At 62.8% G+C, this 19,764-nt stretch carries 19 protein-coding genes; 6 read left to right on the forward strand and 13 right to left on the reverse strand.

Features of this window, described 5'->3' with window-relative positions:
• Positions 1-60: 60 nt before the first annotated feature.
• The gene (locus IB279_RS25040; RefSeq protein WP_034802869.1) at positions 61-1,278 is read right to left on the reverse strand and encodes an argininosuccinate synthase; all 1,218 of its coding nucleotides are present in this window, start codon (positions 1,276-1,278) and stop codon (positions 61-63) included.
• 171 nt (positions 1,279-1,449) lie between these two features.
• Between IB279_RS25040 and IB279_RS25045 the strand changes: the two genes are divergently transcribed.
• Entirely contained in the window at positions 1,450-2,091 is a 642-nt protein-coding gene (locus tag IB279_RS25045) for a LysE family translocator (RefSeq protein ID WP_034802866.1), read from the forward strand.
• 63 nt (positions 2,092-2,154) lie between these two features.
• On the opposite strand, the gene IB279_RS25050 is transcribed toward IB279_RS25045, so the two are convergent.
• From IB279_RS25050 to IB279_RS25080, 7 genes are all read right to left on the reverse strand, one after another.
• Positions 2,155-2,949, reverse strand: a complete 795-nt coding sequence (locus IB279_RS25050) for an ABC transporter ATP-binding protein (protein WP_034802864.1) — start codon at positions 2,947-2,949, stop codon at positions 2,155-2,157.
• Positions 2,946-3,824 carry an ABC transporter permease gene (locus tag IB279_RS25055; RefSeq protein WP_043622284.1) on the reverse strand — a complete coding sequence of 293 codons (879 nt, stop codon included), beginning with the start codon at positions 3,822-3,824 and terminating at the stop codon, positions 2,946-2,948. Before IB279_RS25055 ends, IB279_RS25050 begins: the two co-directional genes overlap by 4 nt.
• A 209-nt stretch (positions 3,825-4,033) precedes the next feature.
• Complete coding sequence (locus tag IB279_RS25060) at positions 4,034-4,987, reverse strand: ABC transporter substrate-binding protein (RefSeq protein ID WP_192339913.1); 954 nt, start codon at positions 4,985-4,987, stop codon at positions 4,034-4,036.
• Between the two features lie 139 nt (positions 4,988-5,126).
• Positions 5,127-6,362: a 23S rRNA (adenine(2503)-C(2))-methyltransferase RlmN gene (gene rlmN, locus IB279_RS25065; RefSeq protein ID WP_034803143.1), complete on the reverse strand. Its 1,236-nt coding sequence runs from the start codon at positions 6,360-6,362 to the stop codon at positions 5,127-5,129.
• Between the two features lie 232 nt (positions 6,363-6,594).
• Complete coding sequence (locus IB279_RS25070; RefSeq protein ID WP_034803141.1) at positions 6,595-7,098, reverse strand: invasion associated locus B family protein; 504 nt, start codon at positions 7,096-7,098, stop codon at positions 6,595-6,597.
• A gap of 397 nt (positions 7,099-7,495) precedes the next feature.
• Positions 7,496-7,873, reverse strand: coding sequence for a YkvA family protein (locus IB279_RS25075; RefSeq protein ID WP_034802857.1), 378 nt, complete (start codon positions 7,871-7,873; stop codon positions 7,496-7,498).
• Positions 7,874-7,959: 86 nt separating this feature from the next.
• Entirely contained in the window at positions 7,960-8,277 is a 318-nt protein-coding gene (locus IB279_RS25080; RefSeq protein ID WP_060611238.1) for a 4a-hydroxytetrahydrobiopterin dehydratase, read from the reverse strand.
• A gap of 85 nt (positions 8,278-8,362) precedes the next feature.
• On the opposite strand from IB279_RS25080, the gene IB279_RS25085 reads away from it, so the two are divergent.
• Entirely contained in the window at positions 8,363-8,839 is a 477-nt protein-coding gene (locus tag IB279_RS25085) for a low molecular weight protein-tyrosine-phosphatase (protein ID WP_090295240.1), read from the forward strand.
• On the opposite strand, the gene thpR is transcribed toward IB279_RS25085, so the two are convergent.
• Together thpR and IB279_RS25095 are read right to left on the reverse strand one after the other, a co-directional pair.
• Complete coding sequence (gene thpR / locus IB279_RS25090) at positions 8,776-9,366, reverse strand: RNA 2',3'-cyclic phosphodiesterase (RefSeq protein ID WP_060521463.1); 591 nt, start codon at positions 9,364-9,366, stop codon at positions 8,776-8,778. The two genes, IB279_RS25085 and thpR, sit on opposite strands and share 64 nt — an antisense overlap.
• A 114-nt stretch (positions 9,367-9,480) precedes the next feature.
• A complete protein-coding gene (locus tag IB279_RS25095) occupies positions 9,481-10,122 on the reverse strand; it encodes an arylesterase (protein ID WP_112771717.1) in 642 nt (213 codons plus the stop codon).
• Between the two features lie 66 nt (positions 10,123-10,188).
• Here IB279_RS25095 and IB279_RS25100 point away from each other — a divergent pair, with 66 nt between their 5' ends.
• From IB279_RS25100 to IB279_RS25115, 4 genes are all read left to right on the forward strand, one after another.
• Positions 10,189-10,914, forward strand: coding sequence for an ABC transporter ATP-binding protein (locus tag IB279_RS25100; protein WP_090295445.1), 726 nt, complete (start codon positions 10,189-10,191; stop codon positions 10,912-10,914).
• The gene (locus tag IB279_RS25105; RefSeq protein ID WP_112771718.1) at positions 10,911-13,463 is read left to right on the forward strand and encodes an ABC transporter permease; all 2,553 of its coding nucleotides are present in this window, start codon (positions 10,911-10,913) and stop codon (positions 13,461-13,463) included. The genes IB279_RS25100 and IB279_RS25105 overlap by 4 nt, the downstream gene beginning before the upstream one ends.
• A 221-nt stretch (positions 13,464-13,684) precedes the next feature.
• Complete coding sequence (locus IB279_RS25110; protein ID WP_034802850.1) at positions 13,685-14,431, forward strand: Bax inhibitor-1/YccA family protein; 747 nt, start codon at positions 13,685-13,687, stop codon at positions 14,429-14,431.
• 123 nt (positions 14,432-14,554) lie between these two features.
• Positions 14,555-15,109, forward strand: coding sequence for a GNAT family N-acetyltransferase (locus tag IB279_RS25115; protein WP_034802847.1), 555 nt, complete (start codon positions 14,555-14,557; stop codon positions 15,107-15,109).
• 119 nt (positions 15,110-15,228) lie between these two features.
• Here the strand turns inward: IB279_RS25115 and IB279_RS25120 are convergent, their stop codons facing one another.
• From IB279_RS25120 to acnA, 3 genes are all read right to left on the reverse strand, one after another.
• The gene (locus IB279_RS25120; protein ID WP_034802844.1) at positions 15,229-15,633 is read right to left on the reverse strand and encodes a DUF2794 domain-containing protein; all 405 of its coding nucleotides are present in this window, start codon (positions 15,631-15,633) and stop codon (positions 15,229-15,231) included.
• Positions 15,634-15,947: 314 nt separating this feature from the next.
• Positions 15,948-16,721 carry a thioredoxin family protein gene (locus IB279_RS25125; RefSeq protein WP_060521460.1) on the reverse strand — a complete coding sequence of 258 codons (774 nt, stop codon included), beginning with the start codon at positions 16,719-16,721 and terminating at the stop codon, positions 15,948-15,950.
• A gap of 205 nt (positions 16,722-16,926) precedes the next feature.
• Positions 16,927-19,617: an aconitate hydratase AcnA gene (gene acnA / locus IB279_RS25130; RefSeq protein WP_034802837.1), complete on the reverse strand. Its 2,691-nt coding sequence runs from the start codon at positions 19,615-19,617 to the stop codon at positions 16,927-16,929.
• Positions 19,618-19,764 lie beyond the last annotated feature (147 nt).

The following is a 19,764-nucleotide window of genomic DNA, read 5'->3' on the forward strand; positions in this document are numbered from 1 at the left end:
GCATACGAAAAAGCCTCCGCGAACGGGTCGCGGAGGCTTCTTTTTTCAAAACGCGTCGTCTTAGCGGTTGCGCGCGGCCAGCGTGCGCAGGCGCAGCGCGTTGAGCTTGATGAAGCCGGCGGCATCCTTCTGGTCGTAGGCGCCCTGGTCGTCCTCGAAGGTGACGAGCTTGTCGGAGTAGAGCGACTTGTCGCTCTCGCGGCCGATGACCATGACGTTGCCCTTGTAGAGCTTCAACGTCACTTCGCCTTCGACATGCTCCTGGCTCTTGTCGATCGCGGCCTGCAGCATCTCGCGCTCCGGTGAGAACCAGAAGCCGTAATAGATCAGCTCGGCGTAGCGCGGCATCAGTTCGTCCTTGAGGTGGGCGGCGCCGCGGTCGAGCGTGATGCTCTCGATCGCGCGGTGCGCGGAGAGCAGGATGGTGCCGCCGGGGGTCTCGTAGACGCCGCGCGACTTCATGCCGACGAAGCGGTTCTCGACGAGGTCGAGACGGCCGATGCCGTTGTCGCGGCCGTACTCGTTGAGCTTGGCAAGCAGGGTTGCCGGCGACAGGCGTACGCCGTTGATCGAGACGGCGTCACCGCGCTCGAAGCCGATCTTGATGACGGTGGCCTGGTCGGGAGCGGCTTCCGGCGAGATCGTGCGCATGTGCACGTACTCAGGGGCTTCCAGTGCCGGGTCTTCGAGAACCTTGCCCTCGGAGGAGGAGTGCAGCAGATTGGCGTCGACGGAGAACGGCGCTTCGCCCTTCTTGTCCTTGGCAACCGGGATCTGATGCTTCTCGGCGAATTCGAGCAGGTCGGTGCGGCTCTTGAACGACCAGTCGCGCCACGGCGCGATGATCTTGATGTCCGGGTTCAGCGCATAGGCCGAAAGCTCGAAGCGAACCTGATCGTTGCCCTTGCCGGTCGCGCCATGGGCGATCGCGTCGGCGCCGGTCTTCTTGGCGATATCGATCAGGTGCTTGGAGATCAGCGGGCGGGCGATCGAGGTGCCGAGCAGGTAAACGCCTTCATAGACGGCGTTGGCGCGGAACATCGGGAAGACGAAATCCTTGACGAATTCCTCGCGGACGTCCTCGATGTAGATCTCCTTGATGCCGAGCATTTCGGCCTTCTTGCGGGCCGGCTCGAGCTCTTCGCCCTGGCCGAGGTCGGCGGTGAAGGTGACGACTTCCGCGCCGAGTTCGGTCTGCAGCCACTTCAGGATGATCGAGGTGTCGAGACCGCCCGAATAGGCGAGAACGACCTTTTTCACGTCTTTATGCGATGCCATGGTTTCCGTCCGTCTGGTCTTGGGGAGGGCGGCGATGCCGCGTGCAAATCTGCGGCACTTTAGCCAGAACCTGCGGCGATACAAGCGCTAGAACGCTTGACGATGCGAATCCGCTGGCAAAAGCGCAGGCGCAGGATTACTGGAGGCGACCCCCGTGCCGAGGAAACGACGATGGACTTCATTCCCAGCCTGCCGACCCTCCTGACCTTTGCCGCTGCGACGCTGCTTCTGGCGGCCACACCCGGCCCTGACATGACGCTTTCGATCAGCCGGGCGCTCGCCCAGGGCAAGAAGGCCGCGCTCTTCGTCGTGCTCGGCACCAGCTTCGGCATCGTTGTGCATACGCTGCTCGTCGCGTTCGGCATCTCGGCGCTGATCACCGCCTCGCCAACCGCATTCACCATCCTCAAGACCGGCGGTGCCGCCTACCTGCTCTGGCTTGCGGTGCAGGCGATGCGCTTCGGCTCCAGCATTTCGGTGCAGAAGGTCGAGCCGACGGAAGGCAAGGCGCTTGCCAACATCTCGGCCGGCTTCTGGGTGAACCTGTTGAACCCCAAGGTCATCATCTTCTTCATGACCTTCCTGCCGCAGTTCGTCAGCGCCGATGATCCCTCGGTCACCGGCAAGCTTCTGTTCCTCGGCCTGTTCTTCATCACCATCGGCATGCCGGTGAACATGCTGGTCGTCTTCACCGCCGACTGGCTTGCCTCCTGGCTGCAGCGCAACAAGGGCGTGATGCGGGCACTTGATTTCAGCTTCGCCGGCGTCTTCTCGGTGTTTGCGGTGAAGATTTTCATGACGACGGCTCGGTAAACAAAAACAAAAAGCCCGGACATCTTGGATGCCCGGGCCTTGTTGTGAATTAGTCTTCAGTACTCAGCCGATCAGCAGCGCATCGTCGTCGAGCGTCTGGCCGCGGATGCGGCGGAACATGGCGATCAGGTCCTCGACCTGCAGTTCCTTGCGGCTGTCGCCGGCGACGTCGAGCACGATCTCGCCGCCGTGGAGCATGATGGTGCGGTGGCCGTAGTCGAGTGCCTGGCGCATCGAATGGGTGACCATCATCGTCGTCAGCTTTCGCTCCGAGACGATCTTCTGCGTCAGGTTCATCACGAACTCGGCCATGCCAGGGTCGAGGGCTGCCGTATGCTCGTCGAGCAGCAGCACTTCGGAGCCTGCGAGCGTCGCCATGACCAGCGAGACCGCCTGGCGCTGGCCACCGGACAGAAGGTCCATGCGGTCGCCCATGCGGTTTTCAAGGCCGAGGTTGAGCTCGGCGATGCGTTCGCGGAAATGTTCGCGGCGCTTCGGACCGAGGGCTGCGGTGAGGCCGCGGGCTTCGCCACGCTTGGCGGCGAGTGCCAGGTTTTCCTCGATCGAGAGTGCGCCGCAGCTGCCGGTCAGCGGATCCTGGAAGACGCGAGCGACGAGGCCCGCGCGCGCAGCGGTACCCTTGCGGCTGACGTCTGTCTTGCCGATCGTCACCTGGCCGGCACTCGGCAGCACGTCGCCGGCGAGCACGCCGAGCAACGTCGACTTGCCGGCGCCGTTGGAGCCGATGACGGTGACAAAGGAGCCCTGCTCGATCGTCAGGCTGACGCCGTTCAGCGCCTGCTTCTGCAGCGGCGTGCCCTTGCCGAAGATGACCTCGATGTTGTTGACGCTGATCATGCCGCACCTCCACGACGCAGACGGGGAAGGACGAGGGCGAAGGTGACGAGTGCCGCGGTCACGAAGTTGAGGTCGGAGGCCTGCAGGCCGAGCATGTCGGTCGACAGCGCCAGCTGGATCGCTATGCGGTAGAGGATCGAGCCGAGCACGCAGCCGATCAGCGCAATCAGGATGCCGCGGGCACCGAGCAGCGTCTCGCCGATGATGACCGCCGCAAGCCCGACGACGATGGTGCCGACACCCGAGGTGACGTCAGCAAAGCCGTTGGTCTGGGCGAACAGCGCGCCACCGAAGGCGACGAGCGCGTTGGAGATCGCCATGCCGAGATAGATCTGGCGGTTGGTGTCGACGCCCTGTGCGCGGGCCATGCGGGCATTGGCGCCAGTGGCGCGCATCGCAAGGCCGGCATCGCTCTCAAGGAAGCGCCAGACGATGATGACGGCGACGACCACGAGCACGCCGATAAACAGCGGCCGGACGTAGAAATCGCGCAAGCCGAGGCCGTAGAAGGGTGACAGCATCGTGTCGGCGTTGATCAGCGCGACGTTCGGCTTGCCCATGACGCGCAGGTTGACCGAGAACAGCGCGATCATCGTCAGGATCGAGGCGAGCAGGTTGAGGATCTTGAAGCGCACGTTGAGCATCGCCGTGACGATGCCGGCTGCGGCACCCGCGACCATCGCCACGCAGGCGGCAAGCCACGGATTGACGCCGGCGATGATCAGCACTGCGGTGACGGCGGCGCCCAGCGGAAACGATCCGTCGACCGTGAGGTCGGGAAAATCGAGAACCCGGAATGCGAGAAAGACGCCGAGGGCAACGAAGGCATAGACCAGCCCCAGCTCCACGGCTCCCCAGAAAGCAATTAGACTCAACCCCAGACCCTCTTTTCTACCTGTCGCGCCTGATTGTGCTTATGAGCGCGACGCTCCCGCTTGGCACATGGGGCGCACGGCCGGGCGCATGTGCGGCTTAGAAACTTGGAGCGGCCTCCGGTATTCCGGGCCCCTCATAGCGAACCGCCCCCGTATGGAACGGAGGCGGGCAAAACGCAACAAACTTGAACCTGAAAAGGCCTAAAGCCTTATTCAACGACGCGGGTTGCGCGCTTTACGACACTTTCCGGAAGGGTGACGCCCATTTTCTCGGCGGCCTTCTTGTTGATCACCAGGTCGGAACCGGCGGCAACCTTGACGCCGATATCACCCGGGTTTTCGCCCTTGAGGATGCGAACGACGATTTCGCCAGTCTGCTTGCCGACGTCGTAGTAGTTGAAGCCGAGGGCTGCGAGCGAGCCGCGGGCAACCGAGTCCGTGTCGGCGGTGAAGAGCGGCAGCTTGGCTTCTTCGGCGACGGCGACGGCACCTTCAAGTGCGGAGATGATCGTGTTGTCGGTGGGTACGTAGATCGCATCGGCGCGGCCGACGAGGGCACGGGCAGCACCCTGGACTTCAGCCGACTTGGTCGCGGCGGACTCGACGACGGTCAGGCCGGCCTTTTCGGCCTCGGTCTTCAGCACCGCGAGCAGCGAAACGGAGTTGGCTTCGCCGGAATTGTAGAGGTAGCCGATCGACTTGGCGTTCGGCAGGATTTCCTTGATCAGGGCGACGTGTTCGGCAACCGGCGACATGTCGGAGAGGCCAGTGACGTTACCGCCGGGCTTGTCCATGTCCTTGACCAGCTGGGCGCCGACCGGGTCGGAAACGGCGGTGAAGACGACCGGGGTATCGCGGGTCGAGGAGACGACCGCCTGGGCCGACGGCGTCGAGATCGGAACGATCACGTTCGGCGCTTCGCCTGCGAACTGGCGGGCGATCTGCGCGGCGGTCGCCGGGTTGCCCTGGGCCGACTCGTAGATGAATTTGAGGTTGTCGCCTTCCTTGTAGCCGGCGGCGGCCAGCGCGTCCTTCACGCCGTCGCGTGCCGCGTCGAGTGCCGGATGCTCGACGATCGCGGTTACGGCGACGGTCACCTCATCGGCACGGGCGGGCAGGGTGAATGCCACCGTGGCGGCAAGGGCGATGAGAAGTGAGCGCATGGGTTGTCCTCCAATTGATGTCCCGCTTTCTTAGGAAACCGATGACATGAAATCAATCGATAGGAACTGCATCACCCATCAAAGTTCTTCATCGATGGGTGAGGGGCGAGGAACGAAGGACCCGAGGAGGCGCTTCGTCTCAATCTTCGCCGTGATTGGCGATCATCATCGCTTCGAAGGCGAGGCGGTCGACCTTGCGCATGCGTTCGGATTCCGACTTCAGCTGGCCGCAGGCGGCGAGGATGTCGCGGCCGCGTGGCGTGCGGATCGGCGAGGCGTAGCCGGCCTGGTTGATGAAGTCGGCAAACTTCTCGATGTGCTCCCAGTCGGAACACTGGTAGTTGGTGCCCGGCCAGGGGTTGAAGGGGATGAGGTTGATCTTCGCGGGCACACCCTTCAGGAGCTTCACCAACTGCTTGGCGTCTTCGAGGCTGTCGTTGACGTCCTTCAGCATCACGTATTCGAAGGTGATGCGGCGGGCGTTGGAAAGGCCGGGATAGGCGCGGCAGGCGTCCATCAGTTCCTTCAGCGGGTACTTCTTGTTGATCGGCACCAGCATGTCGCGCAGGTCGTCGCGCACGGCATGCAGCGAGATCGCCAGCATGACGCCGATCTCTTCGCCGGTGCGATAGATTTCCGGCACGATGCCTGAGGTCGACAGCGTGATCCGGCGCTTGGACAGCGACAGGCCTTCGCCGTCAGAGGCGATCAGAAGGGCGGTCTTGACCTGCTCGAAATTATAGAGCGGCTCGCCCATGCCCATCATCACGATGTTGGTGATCTTGCGGCCTTCGGCCGGCACGATCGCGCCCTGCGGGGTGTCGCGCTCCGGGAAGTCGCCGAGCCGGTCGCGGGCAAGCAGCAGCTGCGCGAGGATTTCCTCGGCCGTCAGGTTGCGCACCAGCTTCTGGGTGCCGGTGTGACAGAAGGAGCAGGTGAGCGTGCAGCCGACCTGGCTCGAAATGCAGAGCGTGCCGCGGCCTTCCTCGGGAATGTAGACGGTCTCGATCTCGACCGGTCGTCCGGCGCCGCGCGCCGGGAAGCGCAACAGCCACTTGCGGGTGCCGTCGCCGGAAATCTGTTCCTCGACGATCTCCGGGCGCGCGATGGTGAAATGCTGCTTCAGCATCTCGCGCATGTCCTTGGACACGTTCGTCATGTGATCGAAGTCGGAGACGCCACGCACGTAGAGCCAGTGCCAGAGCTGGCTGACGCGCATCTTGACCTGGCGTTCTGGCACGCCCTTTTCGACCAGTGCCTTGGCCATGTCCTCGCGCAGAAGTCCGATCAGCGACGGCTTTTCCGCCTCTACGGCTGCGCGCACCTGCGGCGCCTTGGCGATTTCCACCCGGTTCAGAATTTCAGTGGCTGCCATGCTCATGATGTCCTGTCATACGGCGAGAGGCCGTCCGGAGAGCGGGTCCGGAAATCGTCCTGATGCGCGAATTGAAATCGGTCGAGCCATCGAAAGCGGCCTATCGGGGCGCGGAGGCTCTCAAGTTGGCCGCCCTTTAGCATTGTTTTGGCTGGGAGTCACGAGGCAGGCCCCTTGAACGCAAAAGGCCGGCTTTGCAGCCGGCCCCTACGCGTGACTTTCGGTCTCGCGATTACTTGCAGGCTTCGATCTGCTTCAGCGCAGCGGAGATGCCCGAGAGCGAGTAGGAGTAGGAGGTCGCGGTACCCTTGCGCGACTTGGCGTTGACCGACATGGCCTTGCCGTTCTTCATGGCGGCAACCAGTGCCGGCTCTTCGGCAGCATTTTCGACCCAGGCCGAATTGCCCTTGGTGAACATCACGAAGGTGCGGCCGTCGATGACGACGTTGACCTTGGAGTTTTCCTGCAGAGCATAGCCCATCATTGCCTGAGGCTCGTAGCTGATGTTCTGGCCGGGGCGCTGGGAAACGAGGAAGAAGATGTCGCCATGGTCGACGCCGGCCGGGCTCTTTTCCTTCGGAACCGAAAGGACGTAGCAGACCTTGCCGCCGCCGGCATTGTAGGAATAGGCGCCCCAGGCGTTGAACTGCTGGATGCGCGTCGGAGACTGGGCGGCAGCCATGCTGGCGGTGGCCAGAACGAGTGCGATTGCGGTTGCGATCTTTCTTACAAACATGAGGTCCTGCCGCTTTTCTTGCTTTTCGATCACCCGAAACAGGTCAGACGGGCGACGCGTAGTCATGATTTGATTTGTTTTGACTTAATTCAGGTTACCAAACCGTCAACGGTGGCCGAAAACCGCGGCTTTAGCCCCGAAATGGAGCGGTTTGCCCCATCGCACAGTGCCTTTCGACCGCCGATTCGCGCCTTCGCCGAACCGGGCTCGATCGAGGATGCGCGTTACCTCGGAATGCCCGTTCCAGAAGGTTTCCTGCCCCAAGCCATTGCATGGCGTCAGCCGCACCAAAGCGCGCGACCAGCGTCACTTGCAGATCTATGCCACAAAGAATTAGGCAAGAGTTTGACTTTCGGGCGGGAATGCGGCGCCACAACCGGACAGGCGGCGTCCGACGTCAGCTCTCCGGCGTGTCGGCCAGCGTCTCATCGGCCTTGGTATAGTGCGTTTCCTTGATCTGCCCGCTGATGGCAGCAAAGGCCGCGGTCAAGACGGCAACGTCATCGGAGAAGCCGACGACGGCCAGCACGTCGGGGATGATATCGATCGGCAGCACGAAATAGGCGAGGGCTGCAAGCAGGATGCCGCGGGTGCGTGTCGGGGTCTTCGGATCGATGGCGCAGTAATAGGCGGCAACCAGGTCGCGGCTGAATGGGATCTGGCGGGCAGCTCGGCGAAAGGTCGGCCAGAAGCGGCGCTTCACGCGCTTTTCCCGCCGCTCCTGCTCGGATTCTTCGCCAGGCAAGAGAATTTCACCAATCTTGATGTCGTCCATCGTCCCGCTTCCGCTATATTCTCGGCCGCCAGGCGTTCTCGTGAACGCGAGGCGCTCCGGCGCTTTCAATATGGGAATTCCGCGTCCTATTTCAAATGATCGGGCATGCGGCCTGACGCTGCCTTGTCCATGCGCGCCGCCAGCTTGAAGTCGAGTTCGCTCAATCCGCCGGCGTCATGGGTCGTCAGCGTCACGTCGACGCGATTGTAGACGTTGAACCATTCCGGGTGATGGTTGAGCTTCTCGGCGACGATCGCGCATTCGGTCATGAAGCCGAAGGCCTCGACGAAGTTCTTGAAGCGGAACGCCTTCCAGATCGAGTTGCCGTCTTCGGCCCGCACCCACCCTTCCATCTTGTGAAGGTTGTCGGCAATCGTCGCTTCGTCCAGTCTCTCCGCTGCCATCGCTTGTCTCCTCCCATGCGCCTGTTCGAAGCCCGAGCTGTCGCGTATAAGCGTCAACTGTCTCCAGCCTTCGAATCTGAATAGCATGAAACCGGTCAGAGTTCTTTTCGTTTGTCTCGGCAACATCTGCCGGTCGCCGCTTGCCGAGGGCGTGTTGCGCGCATTGGCGAAGCAAGAGGGATTGGCTGTAGCGCTGGAGATCGATTCGGCCGGAACCGGCGCCTGGCATATCGGCGATCCGCCGGACCGGCGATCGATAGAGACGGCGCGGCGGCACGGCATCGATATTTCTACACTGCGCGGACGCCAGGTGGCGGCGGCAGATTTCAGTGATTTCGACCTCATCCTCGGCATGGACGAGAACAATGTCCGCACGCTGAAAAGGCTCGCGCCGGATGGCACGGCGCAGAAGGTGCATCTCTTTCTCGATTATGCGTCAGGCGACCTGCGGGACGTGCCGGATCCCTATTACGAAGGGCGGGAAGCCTTCGAGGCGCTTTACCAGATGCTGGAGGCCGGATGTTCGTCGTTGCTCGAAAGGCTCGGCGAACGCACCTCGTGAAGCGGGAAAACCTCTTCCGTCAGGTACGGTCCGCCGCCGACTGAATCGCGCGACGAGAGCAGCACGAAGCGGGAGACCGTGAAGAGCGAGGTCATGAAGTTGCCGCGCCCCGAGAGGTACTCGACCACGTCTTCGACACGGCTGGAGCGCAGCCGCGCCAGCGTCACGTGCGGGGTGAACTTGCGCGGGTCCGGCCCCAGTCCGAGCCTTTGGCAGATGCGCTCGATTTCGGCCTGCAGCGCATACATTTCCGGATGGTTGGTAACGCCGGCCCAGACCGAGTGCGGCTTCTTCGAGCCGAATGCGCCGGTGCCGTTCAGTTGCAGTTGGAATTCAGGACGTTCGATGCGATCGAGTTTGTCGATGATCTCGTCGGCGGTGCGCCAGTCGACGTCACCGATGAAGCGCAGGGTGATGTGGTAGTTCTCCACATCGATCCAGCGAGCTCCGGGAAGACCTCCGCGCAGCAATGAAAGACTCATTGCAGCATTGCGCGGAATTTCGAGGGCGGTGAATAGTCTCGGCATGGCGAGCTCCCCGAATCTCTTGCAGATGTCTTAGCGAATCACGCATCGCATCTGCACGCAACTGGTATTTGACGCTTCAGAATATTAACGTTGCCTTAACTGTGGACGATGTCATCACTCCGTCTTGTTCAGCGTTGCCAGAAACCGCTCGACGACGGGCAGGGCCTTCTCGACCATGACGCCGACGCCGTCGCCATTGGGATGCATGCCGTCTTCGAGCTTGAGCTTGGCCTCCGTCACCACGCCGTCGAGAAAGAACGGATAGAGTTCCAGCCCATATTTTTTGGCGAGTTCCGGATAGATCGGGTTGAAGCGGGCGGCGTAGTCGCCGCCCATGTTCGGCGGCGCCATCATGCCGGCGAGCAGCACGGCGATGCCGCGGTCCTTCAGCCGGGTGATCATCGCCTCGATGTTCTTGCGGGTCTCTTCAGGCGCGATGCCGCGCAGCGCGTCGTTGGCGCCAAGCTCGAGGATCACGCCATTGGTACCATCCGGCACCGACCAGTCGATGCGGGCAAGACCGCCGGAACTCGTGTCGCCGGAAACGCCGGCGTTCGCGATCGTCACGTCGAAGCCCTTTTCCTTCAGCGCCTTTTCGAGCCGGGCCGGGAAGGCGTCCTCCGGCGGGAGCTGATAACCCGCCATCAGGCTGTCGCCGAACCCGATGAGGCTGATCGTCTCGGCGCGTGCCGTCCATGATAACGCAAATGTCATCATCAGTGCCAAGAAAACCCGTTGAAATCCTTTTAATGCCATGGGCCTGTTCCTAAATCCCGAATGCCGTTTCTGTTCCCCACTTCGTTTCATATAGGGTTGTTTCGCTTGGCCAGCACCATCATCGAACTTAAAAACGCGGATCTGACGCTGGGCGAGGCGGCCGCCTCGGTGCATGTGCTGAAAGGCATGAGCCTGACGATCAATGCCGGAGAATCGGTCGGCATCGTCGGCCCGTCCGGTTCAGGCAAGTCGACTTTGCTGATGGTGCTTGCCGGGCTCGAGCGGCTGGATCGCGGCGAGATCGTCATCGACGGCACGCCGCTGCACCGGCTCGACGAGGACCGGGTGGCGGACTTTCGCGGGCGCAACATCGGCATCGTCTTCCAGTCCTTCCACCTCATTCCCAACATGACGGCACTCGAAAACGTCGCCGTGCCGCTCGAACTGGCCAATGTGTCGGGCGCCTTCGAGATCGCGCGCAAGGAGCTTGTCGCCGTCGGCCTCGGCGAGCGGCTCAGCCATTATCCCGGCCAACTCTCGGGCGGCGAGCAGCAGCGCGTTGCGATCGCCCGGGCGCTTGCGCCCTCGCCGAAGCTTCTGATCGCCGACGAACCAACCGGCAACCTCGACGCCGAAACCGGACGGCAGATCGCCGATCTGCTTTTCGCCGAACAGCGTGACCGCGGCATGACACTCGTGCTCGTGACCCATGACGCCGCCCTTGCCGACCGCTGCGCGCGGCAGGTGCGGGTGCGCTCGGGCGAGATCGTTGCCGGCGGCGCCGCGGACCCCGTGGCCGTGGCGCCGGTCCAGCAGGCGGCCTCGGCATGATCGGCGCGCCTTCGGTACGGCTGCGGCCGCTGCTTGCCCTGCGGCTGGCGCTGCGTGAAATGCGCGGCGGGCTCAAGGGCTTCTACATCTTCCTCGCCTGCATTGCGCTGGGTACGGCGGCGATTGCCGGCGTCAACTCGCTGTCGCAATCGATCACAGCGACGATCGCATCGCAGGGTCAGGAACTGCTCGCCGGCGATATTCGCTTCGAGCTTAACAATCGTGTCGCAACGACCGAAGAGCGCGCCTATCTCGATGGTCTTGGAACCGTTGCGGTTTCCGCTGGCCTGAGATCTATGGCGCGGCTGCCCGACGGTTCCAATCAAGCCCTGGTGGAACTGAAGGCCGTCGATGCGGCCTATCCGCTCTATGGCACGCTGGAAAGCGAACCCGACAGGCCGCTGCACGACCTCATCGCACGCGATGGCGACGTCTTCGGTGCGGTCGTGGCGCCTCTGCTGCTCGACCGCCTGGACGTTAAGGTCGGAGACGAAATCCTTCTCGGCAACGCCCGTGTCCGGATCGCTGGCACGATCACGCGCGAGCCGGATGCGCTTTCCGACGGCTTCGGCTTCGCGCCCCGCCTGATGGTCTCGGACGAAGCCCTGGCGGCGACGGGACTGGTGCAGACCGGAAGCCTCGTCGAGCACACATACAAGGTGAAGCTCGCCGATTCGGCAGGGGTCGCGGCCGTTCGCACCGAGGCGGAGAAAAGCCAGCCGGCAGCCGGCTGGTCGATCCGCACCAGCGGCAACGCAGCACCGGCGCTGACGGCCAACATCACGCGTTTCTCGCAGTTCCTGACGCTTGTCGGCCTGACGGCGCTCATCGTCGGCGGTGTTGGCGTCGCCAATGCGGTGCGCGCCTATCTCGATGCCAAGCGCAGCGTGATCGCGACCTTCAAATGCCTGGGCGCGCCCGCTGCGTTGGTGGCGATGATCTATCTCGCACAGATCCTGATGATCGCCTTGATCGGCATCGTCATCGGGCTCGCGCTCGGAGCTCTGATCCCCTTTGTCGCGGCGCAGTTTTTGGCCGACCTGTTGCCGATTTCGACCGCCTTCCATCTCTATCCGGGCGCGCTCGGGCTTGCCGCCCTGTTCGGCGTGCTGACGGCGCTGACCTTCGCCATCCTGCCGCTCGGACGGGCGCGCGCCATTCCTGCGACCGCACTCTTCCGCCAGCAGGGTTTCGATCCCTCGGGTTTTCCGGCCTGGCCCTATCTGCTCGGCGCCGTCGCGTGTCTTGCCGCGCTCGCCGGCCTGGCGATCTTTACGGCATACGACCGCTATATTTCGCTCGTCTTCCTCGGCGCGATTGCCTTCGCCTTCATCGTGCTCAGGGCCGTTGCGCTCGCGATCGCCTGGCTCGCGCGCCGCAGCCCGCGGGTCAATTCGCCGGCTCTCAGACTGGCGATCGGCAACATTCACCGTCCGGGTGCGCTGACCTCCTCGGTGGTGCTGTCGCTTGGGCTCGGTCTGGCGCTTCTGGTGACGCTGGCGCTGATCGACGGCAATCTGCGCCGCGAACTCACCGGAAGCATGGCGGAGCGAGCGCCGAATTTCTTCTTCGTCGATATCCAGGGCAGTGAGATTGAAGGTTTCCGCTCGGTGCTGAACCAGGCGATCCCGAAGGGCAAGGTCATCGAGGTGCCGATGCTGCGCGGCCGCATCACCGCCTTCAACGGTGAGGACGTGAACAGCCGCAACGTGCCGCCTGCAGGCCAATGGGTGCTGCGCGGCGACCGCGGCATCACCTACGCCAAGAACAAGCCGGAGAATTCGACGCTGTCCGAAGGCGCCTGGTGGCCGGCCGACTACAGCGGCGAACCCCTGGTTTCCTTCTCGTCCGAGGAGGCCGGCGAACTCGGCCTGAAGATCGGCGATACGGTCACCGTCAATGTGCTCGGTCGCAACATCACCGCCAAGATTGCCAACTTCCGCAATGTCGAGTGGGAATCGCTGTCGATCAACTTCGTCATGGTGTTCTCGCCGAACACCTTTGCCGGCGCGCCGCATGCCTGGCTGGCGACTGTGATCGATCCGTCGGCGACGCCGGAAGAGGAGGCGGCGGTCCTGAAGGCCGTCACCAATGCCTATCCGACGATCACCAGCGTACGGGTGAAGGACGCTCTCGATATTGTGAATGGGCTGCTCGGTCAGCTGGCAACGGCGATCCGGGCGGCCGCGGCCGTGGCGCTCGTCGCCTCCGTGCTGGTGCTGGCCGGCGCGCTTGCGGCCGGCAACCGGGCGCGCGTCCATGATGCGGTGGTCCTGAAGACGCTGGGGGCAACGCGGGTGACGCTGATCAAGGCGTTCAGCTACGAATACGCGATCCTCGGTCTTGCAACCGCAGTTTTTGCGCTGTTTGCCGGCGGTATCGCCGCCTGGTTCGTCGTCAACCGCATCATGACGCTGCCGTCGAGCTTCCTGCCCGACGTGGCGATCGTGACGGTTGTGGCAGCGCTGGTGATGACGGTCGGCATCGGACTTGCCGGTACATGGCGCATTCTCGGGCAGAAGGCGGCGCCGGTCCTGCGCGAACTTTGACCGGGCCGAGTTAACCGTAAATCCCTATTGCGCCGGTCTGAATCGGTCCGGTGCAACGGAATCCGGGAGTGCCGGGTCTTGTGTGCAGCGGGTTTCGGCATCATATTTGTCCACAGGCATGCTGGAGCTCCGCAGCGGCGCCTGGGCGTGGAAGCTCATCTTCCAGGGCGATATTCGCCGCCCGACACCGTAACTTCCACCGGAGCTTGAATGAGGAAACAATGGCTGATCTGAGAAATTACCAAACCCGAATGTCGCCCGCCGGCGCTCAGGCGGGTGCCGTGATTGACGAAGGCCTTCGCGCATACATGCTGAAGGTCTACAACCTGATGGCGCTTGGTCTGGCGATCACTGGCGTCGCGGCCTACCTGGCCTTCCAAATGGCGTTTTCGGATGGCCAGCTGACTGCCTTTGGTGCTGCGATCTATACGAGCCCGCTGAAGTGGGTGGTGATGCTGGCGCCGCTGGCGCTCGTGTTCTTCATGAGCTTCCGCATCAATAGCATGAGCGTTTCTGCCGCGCAGACGACGTTCTGGATCTATGCGGCCCTGATGGGCCTGTCGCTGTCGTCGATCTTCCTGATCTACACCGGCCAGAGCATCGTTCAGACGTTCTTCGTGACGGCCGCCTCGTTCGGCGCCCTGTCGCTTTACGGCTACACCACGAAGAAGGACCTGTCCGGCATGGGCTCGTTCCTGATCATGGGTCTGTTCGGCGTCATCATCGCGTCGATCGTCAACATCTTCCTCGCCTCTTCGGCGCTCGCCTTCGCGATTAGCGTGATCGGCGTGCTGATCTTCGCAGGCCTCACCGCCTACGACACGCAGAAGATCAAGGAAATGTACTACGAAGCCGATGACAGCACCGTTGCCGGCCGCAAGGCGATCATGGGCGCGCTGACGCTCTACCTCGACTTCATCAACCTGTTCATGTTCCTGCTCCAGTTTATGGGCAACCGGAACAACTAAGTCTGAACAGCAGACGGAAAAGGCGGCTTCGGCCGCCTTTTTTGTTTGCTGAAGCAGCTTGAAAGCGTCCGGGCTCCGTGGGAGTGAAAGGACGACGAAACCTTGGGATCAAAGTCTTTAGCCATGTCCCTGACCCTGCGCGACGCCACCCTGGCCGATCTTCCCGTCATCACCGAGATCTATCGCGAATCCGTGTTGCACGGGGTTGCGACCTACGAGATCAACCCGCCATCCGAAAAGGAGATGCGGGCGCGGTTCGAAACGATCATCGGCAGCGGCTACCCGTACATGGTTGCGGTAGACGCGGGCGGGACGATCATCGGCTATGCCTACGCATCCGGCTTCCGCACGCGCACGGCCTATCGCTTCCTGGTCGAGGATTCCATCTACCTGGCGCCGGAAGCGCGCGGCAAGGGTGCCGGCAAGGCGCTGCTGGTCGAACTCGTCCGGCGTTGCACTGAACTCGGCTTCCGCCAGATGGTCGCGGTGATCGGCGGTGCCCATCCGGCCTCGATCGCCGTGCACCGGTCGCTCGGCTTCGAACTCCAGGGCACGATGAAAGCGACCGGCTTCAAGCATGGCCGCTGGCTCGACACGACGATCATGCAGCTCGCGCTCGGCGAGGGCCAGGCGACCGACCCGCCGGAAGACGTCTATCCGGACACCCTCTACCAGTGACCATCGCTTGCTGAAGAACGTCAGTCGGCGAAGCGCCTCGAAGCGCGCCGTAGGCAGGTCGTGCCGTTGCTGCCCGTGACGTCGGCGGGCGTCTCCTGATGTCACCCTTTCCCGGGTGGTCAGGTTTCCACCAGCCTCAGCACCTTGTCGAATACCTTGAGCACCTGGGCGAGCTCGTGACCGCGCTTCAGGATCGTGCCGTGAATGTTCAGCACGCTATAGGCGCCCTGTTTCGCGGCCAGTTTCGGGTTCTTCTCGATCCGGTAGAGCGGCATTTCGCCCGAACGCTTGAACACTGAGAAGACCGCGCGGTCCCTCAGGTGGTCGATCGCGTAGTCCCGCCACTCGCCTTCGCCGACCATACGGCCGTAGACCCACAGGATCTGATCCAATTCGCGGCGATGGAAAGTGATGGGGGGAGCGTTCTTGGCGTTCTTGTATTCGTGAAGATCGACGACCACTTCGGAAGTGGTTTCGCGCTGATGGCGCGCCTCGCCTTGCGGCAAATCCGGCTCATCGGTCATCGGCAATCCGGCCTTCTGTTGTGACAGAACGATTACAGTGTGCCTGACACGAGCCGAAAAGCAAGCTGGAAGCCATGGGACGATGAGGTCATTTCTTGCCTCTGCCCCATTTCAGTCAAACCGGCGCCCCAATTCATCGCAAAACTCGCGGGCGCTGACGGACAGAGTCGTTGCCACCGTATGTCCGGTCAGATCGTCATGCTGCGGGAGTTCACCGAACGCAGTTATGGCCGGTTCGGTCCGGTAACTTCGAACCCTCAGCCCCAGCCCCTCGATGCTGCCGGGCCGAACCAACCCCTTGCGCTTCGCCGTCCCTACAATTTGCCCTGAGGGCCGGCGAGCACGGCCGCAGCGCCGATGATGGCACCCGGCGTTTCCTTGTCCTTCATCGATTGCAGCAGGATCGCGCAGCCGCTGTTTCCCGGGCGCTCGGTCAGCACCGTCGCCGGCAGCGTAAAGGACGCGGGCTGGCCGTCCCACATGCCGATCGTCTGTATGTCACGCACCGCATGCCAATAGGGGACTTCCTTGCCGCTGTTCTCCCCCTTCTCCATCTTCACGATCTTGGCGCGGTCGAAATAGACGACGACGACATTGGCCTTGCCGATGCCGCTACCGATTGTGATCTGGATTTCTTCGCCGAGGATCTTGGCGTCGACGGGAACGGCAAGCCCTTTGCCTTCCGCCTTCATCGTTTCCAGCCGCGTCTTGATTGCCTGCAGGTTGCCGCCGTTCAAGTGGTCGCGGCCGTTCAGGATTGCCTGGGGCGTGTAGACGCCGTTGCGCCCGAGCATGCGCGCATAGGCATATTGCCGCTCGGTGTTTTCCTTCGATGCCAGCGTGTCGGCCCAGCCGAGATAGTTCCAGTAGTCGACGTGATAGGCGAGCGCCACCACATCGCCTTCGTCGACCAGCGACTTCAGCGCCGCATCCGCCGGCGGACAGGACGAACAGCCCTGGCTGGTGAACAGTTCGACAACGCCCTTGACCGCCTGTTTCTCCTGCGCCCCGGCAGGGGCACCGGCGGCTGCGAGCAGCCCGAAAGCCAGTGCAACAGGGCGAATGAAAGAACGGTCTGCGGATGTCATGGCGTCACTTCGTTACCGGCCGGCGGCCTACTCCTTGTGGGGAAGTTCACTACATACGACGCCCCTGCATCAACGGGAAGTCACGTTGGAGTGAGCTGGCAAGTGAGCGCGATCCAGCACCCGATCGTTGGCCGGTGCACCTCAAAGAAAGAGCCGGGGCGCCTTTCGGCGTCCCGGCTCCAGAGCCTTGTATGCGCTCGCGCGATTAAGCGGCGAGGTCGCGCAGAACCGTCTGCAGGATGCCACCGTTGTTGACGTAGGTCACTTCATCCAGCGTATCGATACGGCAGACGAGCGGCACATCTTTCACGCTGCCGTCGCCGTAGGTTACCTTGGCAACGCGCTTTTCGCGCGGCTGGACATTGGCGAGGTTTTCGATCGTGACGATCTCATCGCCCTTGAGGCCAAGCGATTCCCAGGTCGTGCCTTCCTCGAAGACGAAGGGAATGACACCCATGCCGACGAGGTTCGAGCGGTGGATACGCTCGAAGGACTGCGCGATGACGGCCTTGACGCCGAGCAGGTTGGTGCCCTTGGCAGCCCAGTCGCGCGACGAACCGTTGCCGTATTCGACGCCGGCGAAGATGACGAGCGGAACGCCCTCTTCCTTGTACTGCATGGCGGCGTCGTAAATCGACATCTCTTCCTTGGACGGATAGTGGATGGTGTAGCCACCTTCCTTGCCGTTCGGGCCGAGCATGTGGTTGCGGATGCGGATGTTGGCAAACGTGCCGCGCATCATCACCTCATGGTTGCCACGACGCGTGCCGTACTGGTTGAAGTCGGCAACGCCGACGCCGTGACCGATGAGGTAGGCACCGGCCGGCGAGGCCGCCTTGATCGAACCGGCCGGCGAGATGTGGTCGGTGGTGATCTTGTCGCCGAAGAGACCAAGCACGCGGGCGCCCTTGATGTCGGAGATGCCCGAACCGGACTTGCCCATGCCGACGAAGTAGGGCGGGTTCTGCACGTAGGTCGAACCGTCGTCCCAGGCATAGGTCTGGCCCGGAGGAACCTGAACGGCCTGCCAGTTTTCGTCGCCCTTGAACACGTCGGCGTACTTGGTCGCGTAAAGTTCGCGGGTGACGTACTTGAAGATGAACTCCTGGATTTCCTTGGAGGTCGGCCAGATGTCCTTGAGGAAGACCGGCTTGCCGTCCTGGTCTTCGCCGAGCGGCTCGTTGGTCAGGTCCTTCTGGACGGAACCTGCAAGCGCGTAGGCGACGACGAGCGGCGGCGAAGCGAGGTAGTTCGCCTGGACGTCCGGCGAGATGCGGCCTTCGAAGTTACGGTTGCCCGAAAGAACGCCGGCGGCGATCAGGCCCTTGTCGTTGATCGTCTTCGAGATCGGCGCCGGCAGCGGGCCGGAGTTGCCGATGCAGGTCGTGCAGCCGAAGCCGACGAGGTTGAAGCCGAGCGCGTCGAGGTCCTTCTGCAGGCCGGACTTGGCGAGGTATTCGCCGACGACCTGCGATCCCGGTGCGAGCGAGGTCTTGACCCACGGCTTGGACTTCAGGCCCTTGGCGACCGCGTTGCGGGCGAGCAGGCCGGCAGCGATCAGGACCGACGGGTTGGAGGTGTTGGTGCAGGACGTGATCGCAGCGATGGCAACGTCGCCATGGCCGAGATCGAAATCGGTACCTTCGACGGCATAGCGGTTCGAAAGCTGGCCCGGCTTCTTGTAGTCGCCTTCAAGCGAGGTTGCGAAGCCCGATGCGATGCTTTCGAGCGGGATGCGGCCTTCCGGACGCTTCGGGCCAGCCATGGCCGGAACGACGTCGCCGAGGTCGAGTTCGAGGGTGTCGGTGAAGACGAGCTCGGAACCGTCACCGTCACGCCACATGCCCTGAGCCTTGGAATAGGCTTCGACCAGCGCGATGCGCTGCTCTTCACGGCCGGACATGGTGAGGTAGTTGATGGTTTCGCTGTCGACCGGGAAGAAGCCGCAGGTGGCACCGTATTCCGGACCCATGTTGCCGATGGTGGCGCGGTCGGCGAGCGTCATGTTGTCGAGGCCCGGGCCGAAGAATTCGACGAACTTCGAGACAACGCCCTTCTTGCGCAGCATCTGCACGACCATAAGCACGAGGTCGGTCGCGGTGACGCCTTCCTTGAGCTTGCCGGTGAGCTTGAAGCCGATGACCTCAGGCAGGAGCATGGAGACCGGCTGGCCGAGCATGGCAGCTTCCGCTTCGATGCCGCCCACGCCCCAGCCGAGAACGCCGAGACCGTTGATCATGGTGGTGTGGCTGTCGGTGCCGACGCAGGTGTCCGGGTAGGCGGTGACGACGCCATCTTCTTCACGGGTCCAGACGGTCTGGCCCAGATACTCCAGATTGACCTGGTGACAGATGCCGGTGCCGGGCGGAACGACGCGGAAGTTCTTGAACGCCTGCTGGCCCCACTTCAGGAAGCGGTAGCGCTCGCCGTTGCGCTCGTACTCGAGCTCGACGTTGCGGGCAAAGGCGTTCGGGGTGCCGAATTCGTCGACGATGACGGAGTGGTCGATGACGAGGTCGACGGGGACGAGCGGGTTGATCTTTTCCGGGTCGCCACCGAGCGAGACCATGGCGTCGCGCATCGCCGCGAGGTCGACGACAGCAGGCACGCCGGTGAAGTCCTGCATCAGAACGCGGGCCGGGCGGTAGGCGATTTCGTTTTCAGCCGTGCCCTTGTCGTTGAGCCAGGCGGCAACGTTCTCGATGTCCTTCTTGGTGACGGAGCGGCCATCTTCGTTGCGCAGCAGGTTCTCGAGCAGAACCTTCATCGAATAGGGCAGCTTGGAAACGCCGGCGAGACCGTTCGCCTCAGCCTTGGGCAGGCTGTAATAGACGTAGTCGACACCGTTGACGGTGAGCGTGGAGCGACAATTGAAGCTGTCTAGGGATTTGGACACTGGATAATACCCCGTTCCGTCTGATCGCCAAAACTGACGTACGAACGCCCGAGCGCCTGTGAAGCGCGAATTGGGATGCGGGTGCGGCCATTTCCGCTGTCCGTACGTGGAAATTCATTCCATGTTCGGCGCTAGGATGAAATTCAC

It is taken from the genome of Ensifer sp. ENS06, from assembly GCF_014852205.1.
GTDB lineage: Bacteria > Pseudomonadota > Alphaproteobacteria > Rhizobiales > Rhizobiaceae > Ensifer > Ensifer adhaerens.

Coding starts and splice junctions, on each gene's coding strand:
- IB279_RS25040 (WP_034802869.1), bottom strand. CDS start 1,278: ATGGCATCGCATAAAGACGTGAAAAAGGTCGTTCTCGCCTATTCGGGC.
- IB279_RS25045 (WP_034802866.1), top strand. CDS start 1,450: ATGGACTTCATTCCCAGCCTGCCGACCCTCCTGACCTTTGCCGCTGCG.
- IB279_RS25050 (WP_034802864.1), bottom strand. CDS start 2,949: ATGATCAGCGTCAACAACATCGAGGTCATCTTCGGCAAGGGCACGCCG.
- IB279_RS25060 (WP_192339913.1), bottom strand. CDS start 4,987: ATGCGCTCACTTCTCATCGCCCTTGCCGCCACGGTGGCATTCACCCTG.
- rlmN (WP_034803143.1), bottom strand. CDS start 6,362: ATGGCAGCCACTGAAATTCTGAACCGGGTGGAAATCGCCAAGGCGCCG.
- IB279_RS25070 (WP_034803141.1), bottom strand. CDS start 7,098: ATGTTTGTAAGAAAGATCGCAACCGCAATCGCACTCGTTCTGGCCACC.
- IB279_RS25075 (WP_034802857.1), bottom strand. CDS start 7,873: ATGGACGACATCAAGATTGGTGAAATTCTCTTGCCTGGCGAAGAATCC.
- IB279_RS25080 (WP_060611238.1), bottom strand. CDS start 8,277: ATGGCAGCGGAGAGACTGGACGAAGCGACGATTGCCGACAACCTTCAC.
- IB279_RS25085 (WP_090295240.1), top strand. CDS start 8,363: ATGAAACCGGTCAGAGTTCTTTTCGTTTGTCTCGGCAACATCTGCCGG.
- thpR (WP_060521463.1), bottom strand. CDS start 9,366: ATGCCGAGACTATTCACCGCCCTCGAAATTCCGCGCAATGCTGCAATG.
- IB279_RS25095 (WP_112771717.1), bottom strand. CDS start 10,122: ATGGCATTAAAAGGATTTCAACGGGTTTTCTTGGCACTGATGATGACA.
- IB279_RS25105 (WP_112771718.1), top strand. CDS start 10,911: ATGATCGGCGCGCCTTCGGTACGGCTGCGGCCGCTGCTTGCCCTGCGG.
- IB279_RS25110 (WP_034802850.1), top strand. CDS start 13,685: ATGGCTGATCTGAGAAATTACCAAACCCGAATGTCGCCCGCCGGCGCT.
- IB279_RS25115 (WP_034802847.1), top strand. CDS start 14,555: ATGTCCCTGACCCTGCGCGACGCCACCCTGGCCGATCTTCCCGTCATC.
- IB279_RS25120 (WP_034802844.1), bottom strand. CDS start 15,633: ATGACCGATGAGCCGGATTTGCCGCAAGGCGAGGCGCGCCATCAGCGC.
- IB279_RS25125 (WP_060521460.1), bottom strand. CDS start 16,721: ATGACATCCGCAGACCGTTCTTTCATTCGCCCTGTTGCACTGGCTTTC.